This is a genomic window from Peribacillus simplex (assembly GCF_900156045.1).
Lineage (GTDB): Bacteria > Bacillota > Bacilli > Bacillales > DSM-1321 > Peribacillus > Peribacillus simplex_D.
The window spans coordinates 439,135-453,285 of record NZ_FTMX01000002.1 but is presented as its reverse complement, the minus strand read 5'-3'; the positions used below and the strand labels follow the sequence as shown (position 1 = coordinate 453,285).

The window sequence follows — 14,151 nt, the reverse complement described above, 5'->3', positions numbered from 1 at the left end:
CTTAGAGAAAGTATTAGTGTGCGGGGGATGAATAATAAAGAAGCTGGAGCTTTAGGAATGAAATGTAAGTGCTGCTATGTCTCGGTTTACTTATTTCTCGCCAGCAAGTAGGGTGATTAGGTGATATGGTGCGTCATTTATCTTTGGAATCCTTGAATTTGTTGTGAATGGAATTTGTAACTGGATTAACATCATGTTCCGTGATGTTCTTTTCTTGGTTTATGATTTTTTGTGATTGCTCTTGTAAATAACGAATGGTTTCTTTAAGGTTGTTTTTCTCTCTTTCAGTTAGATCGACTTTTTCCTTTTTGAAACCATGTTTTCTCATAGTCCTCGAAACCAGCAGTTCCATCAGTCTTTTTTGAGACTCCTCCAGGTTAAATTCATTGTTACCCATAAAATTTTCCCTCCTTCTTGCTTTCTATATATAGACTATGTATTTTTGGGGAGTTTGCCATTGAACGCAAATGGTTTTTTTTATAAAACGATATTTAAGTCCATGAACGAACAAAAAAGCTGTCCAATCAGAAGACTGAAAGGACAGCTTTTTATATCATAAAATGGTTTTCTTCATCGTTTTATGAGGAATGCCAGCATCCATGAATTCGTCGGAAACGATCTCATACCCTAATTTTGAATAAAAAGGGATAGCATGCACCTGGGAATCAAGCTTCAATTGAGGCACTTCCTGCTGGATTGCGAATTCCTCGATAGCATTCATGATCATGGCGCCGGCACCTTTCTTACGACCCGATGTAAGTACACAAATGCGCTGGACTTTACCGATGTTGTCAATGACTCTGAAGCGGCCGGCACCGATTGGCTGATGCTGCTCATCATATAAAACGAAATGTGTGGACTCGTTTTCATATTCATCGATCTCTTCTTCAAGAGGGACGTTTTGTTCTTGGACGAACACTTTTTTTCGAATCATATATGCATTTTCAAGCTCTTGGCTGTTCTCTGCGATTTTTACAAACACGAAATCATTCAGCTCCTAATCTAAATGTTTCATAAACGGTCCATGCCCCGTCTTCAAGTTGATACAGCAAGTGAACTCGTTTAACTTCTTCTTCATGGCTGATGTCAAGCATGCTTAATTGGCCTAAAACATCAGAATGTTCATTATCGGATAAATCTTGAGCGATGGTAATATGCGGGACAAATGCATGTTCACTTTCACTTTTCATGAAGTCCTCATTGTTAAGTGCATCATGAAGCTCTTGAAGCCCTTCGGATAATTCCACTTTGAAATAAATGGTATTGCTTACGGGTTGGAAAGACTTCGTTTTCGTTACGCTCATCGTGAAAGGCCTGCACTTTTGAGCAATGCCTTTTAATTGCTCCGCGATTGTTGAAATTTCCATATCCGTCGCTTCGAACGTTGGTTTAAGCGTCAGATGCGGTGGAATGAAAGCATATTTCGTATCATACCGTTTGCGATAGGAGTTAGCTAAATCTTGAAGTTTTTTTGAAGGGAAAATTGCAACACCATATTTCATGAATAAAACCTCCTGATAATTTTTTATTGTTGTATTATAGTTGGACATGTTTTTACTTGAAACCATAACAAAGAGATGATTTCGAGTAAATTAAAACATTTCCAATAGTGCTCGTTTTAAATCTGCCTGCCAATATTTCCAGGTATGATTACCTTCAAATTCTTCATAGAAGCAAGGAAATCCTTTTTGGTTTATTAATTTATGCAATTCCCTATTTGGTTCTATGAAATTTGCCTTGTTGCCATCCGTCGTCGGAACATCTGTTTCTCCAGTCCCGATCACATGATAAAGTTCGAGGAGATGCGGATCCTCAAAATTACGTACAGCATCCATTACTGCTTCATTGGCAAGTGGCGACTGCATGATGCATTTCCCGAATGTATGCGGGTACTGCAGAGCGGCCAATAAAGAAACTGTACCGCCAAGAGAATCACCTATCAAAGTTCGACCATGTCCCATTTGATAGGTTGGGAATTCATCATCTAAAAACGGGACAAGTTCATGGGCAAGAAAACGTATGTATGCTTTGTGCTGTTCCCCGTCCGGATGATATTTGCGCCTGCGGTCAAAGCGGTCTTTATAGGGAATGCCGACAATGATGATATTCTCGATCTCATCGTTCCCTAACAGTTCATCTGCTACCCGACCAATTCGTCCCATTTGAAAATAATCACGGCCATCCTGAGCAATCACAAGCGAATATTTATACAATGGCGAAAAATTAGCAGGCAAGTAAACAAGTAGTTCCAATTCTTCTGCTAAAGCTTCGCTTTTAAACATGTACTCTTTAATTGTGCCTTTGCGTAAACTCATTCTCCCGCACCTCAATGATAAATAATAATGAAAAACAACTTACTTGATTATTTTAGCATAGCCTTGCGACTTTTTCCCGTGACAAGAATTTGGAATATAAAATTTTCGTTATATTTTCTAAAAATTTAAATTATAAGATGCTATAATACAAGGATATAGAAAAATAATACAAAAAAGGTGGCGAATAAAATGGCAGATGTACACGTACACAGCAGGGAAGTAACAAAGGCGGCTAAACGAACATTATTAGAGCGTGGTGTCAGTGTGGAGGCTATTGCAAAAATCGTTTATGAATTGCAATTCCCGTACAAAGCTGACCTTAAGCTGGATGAATGCATCCACAGCGTTGAGCGTGTCCTGTTGAAAAGGGAAATTCAACATGCCATTTTAGTCGGTGTGGAGCTGGATAAACTGGCAGAGCAAAAAAAGCTATCAGAACCCCTGCAATCGATTGTTGAGTCTGATGAAGGGCTATTCGGAGTGGATGAAACGATTGCCTTTGGTGCAGTACTCGGTTACGGTAGCATTGCTGTAACGACCTTTGGCCATTTGGATAAAAATAAAATAGGCGTCATACACGACCTTGATAAGAAGCAAGAAGGAATCGTGCATACCTTCCTGGATGATATCGTTGCAAGCATTGCCGCGAGTGCCGCCTCAAGGTTAGCTCATCGTCTGAGGGATGAAGAAGAATCATTAACTGAACAGGAAAAGGACATCCAGGAAGAAGAAGAGTTAATAGGTTGAACCTTGATTAACAATCGTCATCCAGACCTGTCAAACCTGGCCTTAATGAGGCGGGCAGAAAGGATATTCGCCACTTTAAATGTCCGTTTTGTCTGCCTTAGAAAACAGAATGCGTGAATATGGCCTGGATAAATCTCAAGCACCTGAATTTTCCGCTGCGTAATCTTACCTTGTTCGGAGAGATAAATTATCTCCAATGGAGCATTTTCTTCCATATGTTTACGAAGTATATATTTCATTCCCTGTCACTCCTTTGCTGACTTGCTTGCTATCATTATATGCGAACGTACGTTTTATATGCAAGTGGAAAGGGAATGTTTGTTCGTTTGTTGTGGTGAGATAATCCTTTTTTAATATATTGCGTTGAATTTATAACAAAAAATATGTACTAATGTTTTGTAACATCTTCTTTAAGCTCTTCAACTTCACCTTCTGACCTTTCTTCTAACGATCCTCGCAGAAGTACAATAGCTGCTTCTTCATCAATCATAACTGAAGTGCATGATACCTCATCTCATTGTCAGATGGAGATGAGAGAATCTGTTTCCACGATTAACATCCACAAAAATCCCTTCCCTATTATTAGTTTCTTAGAATAAATTTCTGCCCATCAGGTAACGAAAGGAAGTTTAGCGTATCCATTTTTATAAATACATTGAGCGGATTTTTGAACAAATAAAAGAGAACACTTTTTGTGTTCTTCTTTAGTGTTTTTTTATGAACTAGCTTACCTGATAGTTGATGTTTGAAAAAAGTTAAGAAGTTAATTTGCTAATATAACTTCATCCCTGTTTGTTAACAATCAACCTTCTTAAGAACGGTATATAAACCAGTGGATTTTTGCTGTTTGAGTTTGATTTATTTTTACTTTTGTACCATATTGTACAAACACCTTTTCTTTTAATGAATAAAATAACCAGAAAATAAAAAAGAAAAAGGTGATTATAATTAAATATCATTTTCCTATTTCACATTGTAATTCCTTTGTAGACACCACATATCTTAATAAGAAATGTATTCTAAAGAAACCGGATGACTGTCATTCTTGTCACAAGAAACACAATGACTGTATTTGTATTCAAAAGAAACCGGATGACTGTCATTCTTGTCACAAGAAACACAATGACTGTATTTGTATTCAAAAGAAACCGGATGATTGTCATTCTTGTCATAAGAAGCACAATGACTGTATTTGCATTCAAAGGAAACCGGACGATTGTCATTCTTGTCACAAGAAACACAATGACTGTATTTGTATCCAAAAGAAACCGGATGATTGCCATTGTTGTCATAAAAAGCACAATGATTGTATTTGTATTCAAAAGAAACCGGATGATTGCCATTGTTGTCATAAGAAGCACAGTGACTGTATATGTGATCAAAAGAAACCGGATGATTGTCATTGTTGTCATAAGACACACAATGACTGTATATGCGATCCATGTCATTGCTGCCATAAGAAGCACAATGACTGTATATGTGATCAAAAGAAAACCGATGTCTGTCATTTGTGCCAGAAGAAACATAATGACTGTCACTGTGATAATAAGAAACATAATCTAGTGAGGGCATCTGCGTTTAGGGCTAATAAGAACACACCACAACTTTACAAAGCAGCGGTTACGCCCTCTGTAAAAGTTTTATACCAAACTGAACAATTTGATTTAGCGAATGAATATAATCCGCATATATCAACATTTATTCCAACTGAGAATGGAATTTATGAGATAACAGCAAAAGTCTCATTTTGTCCGTCAAAAAGAAAAAGAGATAATTCCCCAAAAACCCAAAAAGATAATTGCAAATGTGATTATTGCAAAAGAAATAGTTGCAATTGTGATTATTGCAAAAAAAGTCATTCTTCAAAAGAGAAAAAAAGGCATTCTTCAAAAGAAGGATTTGCCGCATCCATTTCAATTAACGTCAACGGAGATGATTTAGATACTGTTAATGACTTCTTTGGAAAATCAAGACCTATTGGACTATCGGTAACTACAATCCTTCAGTTAAAAGCAGGAGATCGGGTACAAGTAATATTTAGCGCAGGTGTAAATGGAGAGATTTTAGCAGATGCACCTTTAACTAACTTTCAAGCTGCTAGATTCCCCTCTCCAATGTAAAGATCTTTTTGCTTAGCTTAAGTCTTAGATTGAGCACATAGACATCATATTTTGTTAATTAAAGTTGAGAAAATCTTATGTGTAGGAGCCTAGGTTTCTCCTCATAAATGGTTAGTTGGATTCTAGTCTGAAAAATTTTGGGTGGGTCAGATCCTGCTGGCTTCTTTTGTTCTTTGACTTTATTCAAAAAAACGGTTATCGGGAAAAAAGAGTAAACTCTATTGAACAAGTTCTTAAAAACAATGACCATACTCAGTGTCAGCTACCAGTGGTATGACTAAAATAAAGACGACAACAGTATCGGACTACAAAGAAAAGATACCTTCTCAATTGGGCTGCTTTACGAAGATCTAGAGATAACGGATTTAGGGAATTCATTTAGATGTAATAGTTTAAATATTGAATGATTCTTACAAGCTTGCAACTTTCAAGGATTAATTTCCCAGGCCACTTACGATAAAAACTTTTTTAACAAAACTACTTGTTTTATTTTGAATACCACTATATAATAAATCTTGTCCAGTAAAGAAGTCATTAACTAAGCAAGGTTTAAAACCAAGCTCTAAAGAGCTTGATTTACATACGACTTGTTAGCTCAGTGGGAGAGCACTTCCTTGACAGGGAAGGGGTCGTGGGTTCGAATCCCTCACAGGTCATCAACTAACAAAGGCTCAAATCTTTGAAATAACAAGGGTTTGGGCCTTTTTTTATTTTGTCTTACTAGATGAATTTTGATCACCGATAGTGATTTGCTCACATTTTGCTAACGGGACTTCTGAAGGGTGTTGTGGAAAATATCAGCCACTTCATCATCTTGGTTCTGCTCCTTATTTTTAACTTTAAATTTTACTTGTTTATAATCTTCAAAAGCAAGTAAAGCATACTTTCTGTCCTCATCAATGTCGTTGTCTACTGAGGCAACAACTGACACTTCATTGTCGGTACTATTAAGTGAACTTCCTTCATCGATAACTTTACCTTTCAAATTTTCCAACCCATATCCAATCGAAACATAATCAGCCGCATTCGTTACTTCTCTATGTTGTTCAATATCAACCATATCAGAAGTGCGTAATTCTTTAGGTGAAGATGAAGAATAAAACCAGTAAAAAACTCCAAGCAATAACAACACTGATAACGCAACAATGTAGTATTTTTTCATATACCAATCTTCTCCTAATTAAAAGAGATATGCAATAAAACAGCCTAAAAAGCGGCTGTAAACGGTGCCTTCTAACTAAAAAAAGGTGTATTGGAATGTAGTTAATTGTCGAAATAATCTAATATCATCGGTGAGTGCTATAGGTTATTATTAAATAATATCGTAATTTATCGCATATAAAATGGGCGTCCGTTTAAACAACAAGGCTCAACTGAATGCAGCCGGTGGAGGGATTTTTGTGAGTATAGCTATCGAAGAAAAACCGTCATTCCTATGTGCTAATTTTGAAGATGGAGTATTAATAGAAAAGGTCCGGCAAGGAAATATGGAGGCACTAGAAGTTCTGATGAAGAAATATCAATCTTTTGTAAAGATTAAGGCTAACAGATACTTCTTAATTGGGGCAGATAGAGAAGATATTATCCAAGAGGGGATGATAGGATTGTTTAAAGCCATCAGGGATTTTAATGGCGAGAAACAATCTTATTTTAAAGCGTTTGCAGAACTATGTATCACCAGACAGATTATTACAGCCATCAAGGCAGCTACTCGTCAAAAACATACTCCGTTAAATTCTTCTATTTCGCTTGATATGCCTATATATGAAGAAAATCCGGATCATACTCTTATGGAAGTAATGACAGACACCGTTATTTCTGATCCCGTTGCGATATTGATAGATAAAGAATCTGCTGATGACTTGGAATTAAAATTATCTGAGGTTCTAAGTCCGTTAGAAAAGAAGGTTTTGGCTTTTTACTTAGAGGACCTTACTTATATAGAAATATCTGATAAATTAAATACTCACGCAAAGTCTATAGATAATGCGTTGCAGAGAGTGAAGAGAAAATTGGAGAGTTTATTAGAACTTAGAAATAAACACGCAATGGAAGGTCACCTTCAATAGATAAAAGAGTCGTTTACTAGTAAGTTGATCTTTTGGCCAAAGGGTTATAAAACCCTTTGGCTTTATGTGTTTGATAAACCTTAATAGTATTTATAGTGAAATTATAGCAGACCACCTGCTCACACATTTGCTAACATAATTATTTTTTTGAGCTTTATTTATTTTACTGAACTGATATCAAGACCTTATAAAACCTTGAGGAATCAACCTTCTTTACACTTATTTAATGCAGTTAAACCAGTTTGATTATAGGAAACAAAATTGACAGGGAAGGGGTCGTGGGTTCGAATCCCTTACAGGTCATTAACTAACAAAGGCTCAAATCCTTGATATCACAGGGGGTTGGGTCTTTTTTTGTTTTTAAGATATAATTCATTATGTATTATTTACTTAATTGGTGGCGGATTGAGAAGGATTTAAACACAGGTCAATTATTTGAGGAAGAAGAATTAATCTACTACTATAATGAAGTAAGTCTTTAAAGGGAAGTGATAGTTAAATGCTTTATATAAGCGATATCGAAAAGATAATTAAAAACACATTAAATGAGCATAATTTGGATATTATTCATGAATTTGACAATAATCTAAATGCACCTATGAGTTATAACGTATCGACCAATACTATAAAATTCAATTACCTTCAAGTTAACGGTTATAAAGGGAAAATTAGAATTAAAGAGACAGAGGAAGACTTTGTTAAAATTATTCTTTATCGTATGATTGGTTATTATTTAGATTTTAAGAAAAATAAACATGATTTAAGGATTTTAATGTATGGTCACGAAGAAGAAAAAGAAAAGCTAAAATCTGAAATAGAAACTAATGCTTGGGATTATGGGAGAACATTAATACCTGAACAATTATTGGAGTCATATGATAAAGTTCGTGAATTAGATAAAATGCTAATAAATTAATGTACTCTAAGAAAATGGAGACTCGACTTTAATCTAAAGGCTGTTTTCGCATACTTTGTTGCTATTTACCAAGTAGTGCGGTGTGGTTGATTTCCCCTCCAGATGCTCGCTTTCCGCGGGGCGGGCGGTGAGCCTCCTCGGCGTAAACGTCTGTGGGGCCTCACCTGTCCCGTTGCTCCCGCAGGAGTCTCGCACTTCCGCTCCAATCAACCTTAAATCGTTTCGTTTTAAAAACAACAATTTTTACCAAAGAGCCAATCTAAAACAAGAAAAAGAAGCCTCCTTGGAGAATCTCTCTGGAGCTGACTTTTGAGTGAGGAATTAAACTGGTATCCAATAAGACAAGACCTAGAGAAAAAGGAGTTGTCTTAGAAAGCTTGATGAATAAACAAAATATCTATACAAGTAAAGCCTGGTGGGTATCCTACCGGGCTTTTGTGTTTTCTTTTGAAGGAGGGGAGGACTTTATGTAAAAGGCTTATGTAAAAATCAAATACACAGTACAACAAGCACCAAATAATCATATAAACTATGAAAAATAATTTAATCACGCTTTAACCAAATTGGATAATTATGTTAATATTAACTTGGGAATTCTGAACGATCGAAACATAGTAGTAATAAATTATTGAAATTCAAGAATGTTGACAAATTTATAAAAGGGGTAAGTGATGAGAAAAAAAACTGAAGAACAAAGTAAAATACAAAAACCTTCCCTGGATAGAGCCGGTCAAAGAGCGTTTATGGGAAATCCTGAGGAATTTAAACTTTCTTTTTATGGAATCTTTATGGCCCTCATTCCCATCATCATTTTAGGAATTATCGTTTGGTTAAATTGGTAATGAACCAACACTAATTTAATATGGTATTTGAATGGACGAAAATTGGAAGCAACGTATAAAAGGCCTTTTTGTATACTCGCTAACAACGTACCTTTTTATTGAATAAGAGGAAAGTAGTGTGGTAAATCCTCGGAATTCGGTATTCTATAAACGAGTCGCCGAAGAAATTGATTTTACCCCCTACAATAAATAATTGCGTCTCCATTTTAGCAGATAGCTTTAATCAAGGGTTTCACAGTTTGTTTTGTCGACTCTCTTCTTCATCTATGGGTGCCGTAGCTGATAATTGGAGGTGTTTAAGGCAGCTCTTTCTTTATGCTACTATAAGGCAGTATAGTTGAAGAAGAAAACGAATGAATTAAATACCCTAACTTTAGTTTTTATAATGTAACTGCCGTGCAGGAACAAATATTTAGATAGTGGTCGGAATATATTGAATAAGAAAAAAGAGTCGGCAAAGCGACCCTCCTCTACGATTCTCGGTGTTTAACTTAATAAGTATTTATTCAATGCTTGTTGTAAAGTTCCTAATGTTTGGGCTTTTTCATTTAATCTCATTCCTAAGTTTATCATATTTCTAACCACTTCAGCTCTTAACCCGGTAATCACAGTGGTGCATCCCATTAATGAAGTGCCGTCAATAATCTTCATTAAATGATCAATTACTTCAGGCTCCATTTCCATAATTCCAGATAAGTCCATAATCAATGTTTGAATACGTAATTTTCCAATCTCTATTAAAACTTTTTCCTCGAGGATATTCGTTCGGTAAAGATCAACCGCACCAATTAGAGGCAAAATGCATATAGAGGGTGTTATTGGTATTATAGGCACCGAAAGATTTTCAACCAATTCTTTTTGAGCCATTATCAACGAATCTTTGTATTGAGAATATGTGATAAAAAAAACATTTAAAAATCTGTCTACTTGATTATTAACTTGTTTTTCTACCGAAAAAAATTCTTCAGTAATAACCTTATTCTTTACCTCATTAAATTCTTGTAGGAACCTCCACAAGGTTCTTCGAATGGCTTGCACCCACTCTAATTTGAAAGATAATGGTATTTCGTGTGTCGCCCAAGCTATACCTTCTTGCTTAGCGAATGATTGAAGTTCTTGTTCTCTAGCCTCAATAATGTATTGAACCAGCTTATGGGCATTATTTATCAGGTCAATATTACCGACCGTTAAAATTTCTTCAATTTTGTCTTTCACATTAAATGCTTCATTTAATAATGAATCTTCAAAATCCGCTTTATTTTCTTGGATGAATTCCAGTAATTTATATGTATCTAGTGACCCCTTCATAATTTATTCCCCCTATTTTTTATATGCCAAAACTACTATTACCCTGATATTATAATGACTAAACCAATTTACACTATAAGCTTCTAATTTAAAGGAAATGGTTGTATTTCTGTTAAGTAATATTGTAAAGATTTCCACTTAAACTAGCGGATGCTTTACTTCAATAAAAACCACAACTATGTTAATAACTTTGTTTTCTGTTCATAAGATGAATTTTGGAGGTACCGCCTTTTAGCTTAAACAAGAGAAAACCGAAATTACAGATGTTTTCGGTTCATGAACTTTATTTAAATAAGGTTGATGAAGATGACGCAGCCAAAAGATGTTTGAAAATAAGAGGATTTGGTTATTTTTAACTATTTTAATTATTAGTTTATTCTGATACTATAAAATGGATAAAGATTGGAGGAGGAAATAACATAAAAAGCTTATTTTTAATCTTAAGTACCTTTGTGTTAGTTCTGGTAGGTGGAATGGTATTAAGTACTTCTTCTGCTCAAGCAAGTGTTCCTCAGTATTCTTTTCAAACAGAAGATGGAAAATGGGATGGTGAAATTGGAAATCCTAACAAAGGTAGTGACTTAGAGGTAGAACTAGTTTCCCCAATCTATTTAAAGACCTCTTCTAAAAGTATGTTATTGACTAATTATAGTAACTTATGGGCTCGTCTCTGCAATGCAAGTACTGGAAAGTGCACAGGCTATCATAGTTTAGCAGGTGGAAATACATTATTCACAGGTATGAAAATAGGGAAATTTTATGTTGATGTGAAAGATGGATATTCCTCTGGCAAAGTATATGGAAAACTACAAATTATTTTCAAATAACTCGTATTACTTGCTACTCATTCTCAATGGGTAGCATTTTATTTGAAAAGTTTCGAAAATAAAAATATAAATATTTTTGTATAATTTACTATCATTGATTTTTACAACTGCCCTTCCAGGGAAGAAGGGAAGTATACTAACATAACTAGCACGTTCACCAACGCTACAAAGGATACGAGCCACATACTACAAGATACAGGAAATGTTGTTTGTGTGACATGAAATATTGTTTGTTACTTTGTTATTGAACTAACGGGTGCTTTACTTCAAAAAGGGAGGTTGCTGCGGCAGCCTTTTCTTATGGAACAAACGGGGCAGGTTAGTGAAAGAAGGAATTCGCTATCAAAACTAGAATTTAAATTAATAACTAAGAGTTAGGAAGGGGATTCTTATGATAATAAAGGGTTTTGGAGGAATCTTTTGGAGGACTAAAAATCTAGAGGATATAAAAAAGTGGTACAGTCAAGTCCTGAAAATTGAAATAGAAAATTGGAATGGTACCATTATTACACCACAACCAGGCAATGAAACTATCTTTTCCTTCTTTTCTGAAAATGACCGCTATTTTCCAACAGAACAACAAGTGATGTTAAACTTTCAAGTTGAAAATTTGGATGACAGTATCAAACATCTGGAAAAAATGGGTGTTCCCCTTGTTATGGAAAAGACGATTAATGAATTTGGAAAGTTTATTTGGATTGAAGATCCAGAGGGAAGACGTATAGAGCTTTGGGAGAAGTAATAGGATAATAATAAATTTTGTTGTTGAATTAATGGGTGTGTTAGTTCAGTAAGCCTACAAACTATGGCCGTTTATTTCGATCTGTTCTTAGGCACTGTTCATGATTAAGTCCTTATTTTAAACCAAAGGAAAAAGCTCTCCGGAACCGGACAGCTTTTTTGTTTTATCAAGTATCAACATATACCACAGTGACTTAAGACTAATTCGATAGAGTGACTTAGCCAACAGATAACGAATAGACTAATAAGCCTTTTTAATATGGCTCCACCCTTCTTGTAAAGACTTCCCGTCGATCCTGGATTGTTCTAATAATTCATCTGCTGAATCAAACGACTGTTGCGTATCTGTTTCGTAGTCAGCTAGATGCCATTGATTGGAATCTTCAATAACGTGATAAAGTTTTTCTTGAAAAGCAAGACTGACCCTTTCGCCGTTATAGACATCCTCTTTAAGTTGTTCGAAGGAATAGTTCACTTTTTCAAGAATAAGTTCGGCAAACATTCGAACTTCACTATCGACATCATTCTTAAAATTTTCTATCAATGAATGTAGAATTTCCTCATCTAATCTATGTGTAAGAGAATTCCAAACACTGTTAGCAACCCAACTTCTCACATTTCGGTCGTGATAATTACTTAAAGTTAAAAGTTGATTTCCAAACCACTTCAAATCCACATCGCTTTGTGCTAGGTCCGATATAGCATATATTAATTCATCTACATTATCTTCTTGTATAAACGTTTCAAATTCTTGTTTACTGTATACCTTTACCTCCATTCCCTCAAAATCAAATTCCTCATTTTCAAGGTAAAGGTTTTTTAGAAATTCTTCAAAGCTGTCTGCGATTTGTATGGTTTGTTCCAAATCAACGTCTACATAAACAATGGGTGGATCAGAGGTGGCATTGCGGTAATCAAAAGCGAGCCAAGTATGACCGTCTCCATTGAATAAAATAAGTCCTTCCGGCAGTTCCCACTCTTTTATGTAATAATCATTTCCAAGAATGCCATTGCCGGCACCAATCCCTTTAATGTGTTCCACTATAACAAAAGATTCACCCCAGACGGTAGGAACAGGAGACGGATGAGCATTACAGATGGGTTGTCCCCCATTTTGTTGCTTAAGAATAGCAATGTAGGAGTCTGGTAACTTTACATTAAATAACTCTTCTGCTTTTTTTACGATTTCGTCTGTTAATGGTTGTAACATATACTCGTCATTACTTACTTCCCATATACTTATTACCAAAAAATTCACCTCATGAATGTTTAATTATTATTTGATCTGCCGGCTTTTACATGTACAAACTTTCCTATGTAGTTGAAAAACAATTATTGCAACAATCTTATCTTTACGAAAGGCTGTTTTCGCATACTTTGTTGCTATTTACCAAGTAAAGCGGTGTGGTTGATTTCCCCTTCAGATGCTCGCTTTCCGCGGGGCGGGCGGTGAGCCTCCTCGGCGTAAACACCTGTGGGGTCTCACCTGTCCCGCTGCTCCCGCAGGAGTCTCGCACTTGCGCTCCAATCAACCTTAAATCGTTTCGTTTTAAAAACAACAATCTTTACGAAAAAAGCCTTCATTAACAAGGCTAAACTCATAACTCTCTCTTCTATACATTAGCTGTATACTGTGTGAAATTGGCGTAAGTTTATGATGAAACCAAAATAATATCCCAAATTGCCAAAAAAAACTTGTTGATGAATCTTTATAATAACACTTTAACAAAGGGTTGTTGCGGTAACCTTTTTCTTATTCAGAAAACTGGGCATGTTAGTTGAAGATTATTTTCAAGCAAATGACATATATAAGCCATTTCCATACAAAGATGTTGTAATATTAAAGGACAAGTAGGAGGTTGAGAAGATGAAAACTTTTGAATTAAAATCAGGAACAAAAGTAATAATAGATGAAAGTAGAATAGTAATAGAAAGAACAGGTGGAAATAGTGCAATGAAGGGTTTGTTTGCGGGGCGAGCAATGGGGCAAATGACCATAAAAACGTCAGCAGTGACTGGTTTAATTCACTTTGCTGACTATTTAATGATATGTGCTTCTGGACTCCCTACTCCCAATGATTTTAAATTATCCAGCGTGGCAGAGATAAAACAATACCCTAACTGTATTGTGGCAAAAGAAAGCGAATTAGAAGAGTTATATCAATTTCTCAATGGATTTATCAAGTAATGATTCCACAGAAGCCTTAACCTTTAAGGCATGCCTTTTTGTTTTGAGGTTTCGATATAGAAAATAAAATACAACTGC

17 protein-coding genes and 1 tRNA gene are annotated in these 14,151 nt (G+C 35.5%); 10 read left to right on the top strand and 8 right to left on the bottom strand.

Annotation, left to right across the window (positions count from 1 at the left end; all coding sequences use genetic code 11):
* Positions 1 to 133 precede the first annotated feature (133 nt).
* From BW986_RS08750 to BW986_RS08735, 4 genes are all read right to left on the bottom strand, one after another.
* On the bottom strand, positions 134 to 397 hold the full coding sequence (locus BW986_RS08750) for a hypothetical protein (RefSeq protein WP_076367077.1): 264 nt from the start codon (positions 395 to 397) through the stop codon (positions 134 to 136).
* 156 nt (positions 398 to 553) lie between these two features.
* Positions 554 to 982, bottom strand: a complete 429-nt coding sequence (locus BW986_RS08745; RefSeq protein WP_076367075.1) for a GNAT family N-acetyltransferase — start codon at positions 980 to 982, stop codon at positions 554 to 556.
* Between the two features lie 4 nt (positions 983 to 986).
* Positions 987 to 1,502 (bottom strand): YjcG family protein, encoded by a 516-nt coding sequence (locus BW986_RS08740; protein WP_076367073.1) that lies wholly within the window; start codon positions 1,500 to 1,502, stop codon positions 987 to 989.
* A gap of 90 nt (positions 1,503 to 1,592) precedes the next feature.
* A complete protein-coding gene (locus tag BW986_RS08735; RefSeq protein WP_076367071.1) occupies positions 1,593 to 2,315 on the bottom strand; it encodes an alpha/beta hydrolase in 723 nt (240 codons plus the stop codon).
* A 189-nt stretch (positions 2,316 to 2,504) separates the two neighbouring features.
* Here BW986_RS08735 and BW986_RS08730 point away from each other — a divergent pair, with 189 nt between their 5' ends.
* Positions 2,505 to 3,062 carry a phosphatidylglycerophosphatase A family protein gene (locus tag BW986_RS08730; protein ID WP_142244557.1) on the top strand — a complete coding sequence of 186 codons (558 nt, stop codon included), beginning with the start codon at positions 2,505 to 2,507 and terminating at the stop codon, positions 3,060 to 3,062.
* Positions 3,063 to 3,079: 17 nt separating this feature from the next.
* Here BW986_RS08730 and BW986_RS08725 read toward each other — a convergent pair whose 3' ends face one another.
* Positions 3,080 to 3,301 carry a hypothetical protein gene (locus BW986_RS08725; protein WP_076367067.1) on the bottom strand — a complete coding sequence of 74 codons (222 nt, stop codon included), beginning with the start codon at positions 3,299 to 3,301 and terminating at the stop codon, positions 3,080 to 3,082.
* A gap of 823 nt (positions 3,302 to 4,124) precedes the next feature.
* Here BW986_RS08725 and BW986_RS29535 point away from each other — a divergent pair.
* The 3 genes from BW986_RS29535 to BW986_RS08710 all read left to right on the top strand — a co-directional run bounded on the left by BW986_RS29535 (position 4,125) and on the right by BW986_RS08710 (position 5,838).
* Positions 4,125 to 4,625: a hypothetical protein gene (locus BW986_RS29535; protein WP_142244556.1), complete on the top strand. Its 501-nt coding sequence runs from the start codon at positions 4,125 to 4,127 to the stop codon at positions 4,623 to 4,625.
* Entirely contained in the window at positions 4,625 to 5,182 is a 558-nt protein-coding gene (locus BW986_RS08715; protein WP_076367063.1) for a hypothetical protein, read from the top strand. The genes BW986_RS29535 and BW986_RS08715 overlap by 1 nt, the downstream gene beginning before the upstream one ends.
* A 584-nt stretch (positions 5,183 to 5,766) precedes the next feature.
* Positions 5,767 to 5,838 (top strand) — tRNA-Val (locus BW986_RS08710).
* Positions 5,839 to 5,945: 107 nt separating this feature from the next.
* On the opposite strand, the gene BW986_RS08705 is transcribed toward BW986_RS08710, so the two are convergent.
* Positions 5,946 to 6,344, bottom strand: coding sequence for a hypothetical protein (locus BW986_RS08705; RefSeq protein ID WP_076367061.1), 399 nt, complete (start codon positions 6,342 to 6,344; stop codon positions 5,946 to 5,948).
* Between the two features lie 181 nt (positions 6,345 to 6,525).
* Here BW986_RS08705 and sigH point away from each other — a divergent pair, with 181 nt between their 5' ends.
* The 3 genes from sigH to BW986_RS30105 all read left to right on the top strand — a co-directional run bounded on the left by sigH (position 6,526) and on the right by BW986_RS30105 (position 9,009).
* Entirely contained in the window at positions 6,526 to 7,251 is a 726-nt protein-coding gene (sigH, locus tag BW986_RS08700) for an RNA polymerase sporulation sigma factor SigH (RefSeq protein ID WP_081395550.1), read from the top strand.
* Between the two features lie 499 nt (positions 7,252 to 7,750).
* Positions 7,751 to 8,167, top strand: a complete 417-nt coding sequence (locus tag BW986_RS08695; protein WP_076367057.1) for a hypothetical protein — start codon at positions 7,751 to 7,753, stop codon at positions 8,165 to 8,167.
* A gap of 668 nt (positions 8,168 to 8,835) precedes the next feature.
* The gene (locus BW986_RS30105; RefSeq protein ID WP_221408317.1) at positions 8,836 to 9,009 is read left to right on the top strand and encodes a hypothetical protein; all 174 of its coding nucleotides are present in this window, start codon (positions 8,836 to 8,838) and stop codon (positions 9,007 to 9,009) included.
* A gap of 486 nt (positions 9,010 to 9,495) precedes the next feature.
* Here the strand turns inward: BW986_RS30105 and BW986_RS08685 are convergent, their stop codons facing one another.
* On the bottom strand, positions 9,496 to 10,317 hold the full coding sequence (locus BW986_RS08685; RefSeq protein WP_076367053.1) for an STAS domain-containing protein: 822 nt from the start codon (positions 10,315 to 10,317) through the stop codon (positions 9,496 to 9,498).
* Between the two features lie 473 nt (positions 10,318 to 10,790).
* Here BW986_RS08685 and BW986_RS08680 point away from each other — a divergent pair, with 473 nt between their 5' ends.
* A complete protein-coding gene (locus BW986_RS08680; protein ID WP_260320799.1) occupies positions 10,791 to 11,144 on the top strand; it encodes a hypothetical protein in 354 nt (117 codons plus the stop codon).
* 394 nt (positions 11,145 to 11,538) lie between these two features.
* Complete coding sequence (locus tag BW986_RS08675) at positions 11,539 to 11,886, top strand: VOC family protein (protein WP_076367957.1); 348 nt, start codon at positions 11,539 to 11,541, stop codon at positions 11,884 to 11,886.
* Positions 11,887 to 12,126: 240 nt separating this feature from the next.
* On the opposite strand, the gene BW986_RS08670 is transcribed toward BW986_RS08675, so the two are convergent.
* Positions 12,127 to 13,134 carry an SMI1/KNR4 family protein gene (locus tag BW986_RS08670; RefSeq protein ID WP_076367049.1) on the bottom strand — a complete coding sequence of 336 codons (1,008 nt, stop codon included), beginning with the start codon at positions 13,132 to 13,134 and terminating at the stop codon, positions 12,127 to 12,129.
* A gap of 618 nt (positions 13,135 to 13,752) precedes the next feature.
* On the opposite strand from BW986_RS08670, the gene BW986_RS08660 reads away from it, so the two are divergent.
* Positions 13,753 to 14,073, top strand: coding sequence for a hypothetical protein (locus BW986_RS08660; RefSeq protein WP_076367045.1), 321 nt, complete (start codon positions 13,753 to 13,755; stop codon positions 14,071 to 14,073).
* Positions 14,074 to 14,151: the final 78 nt, after the last annotated feature.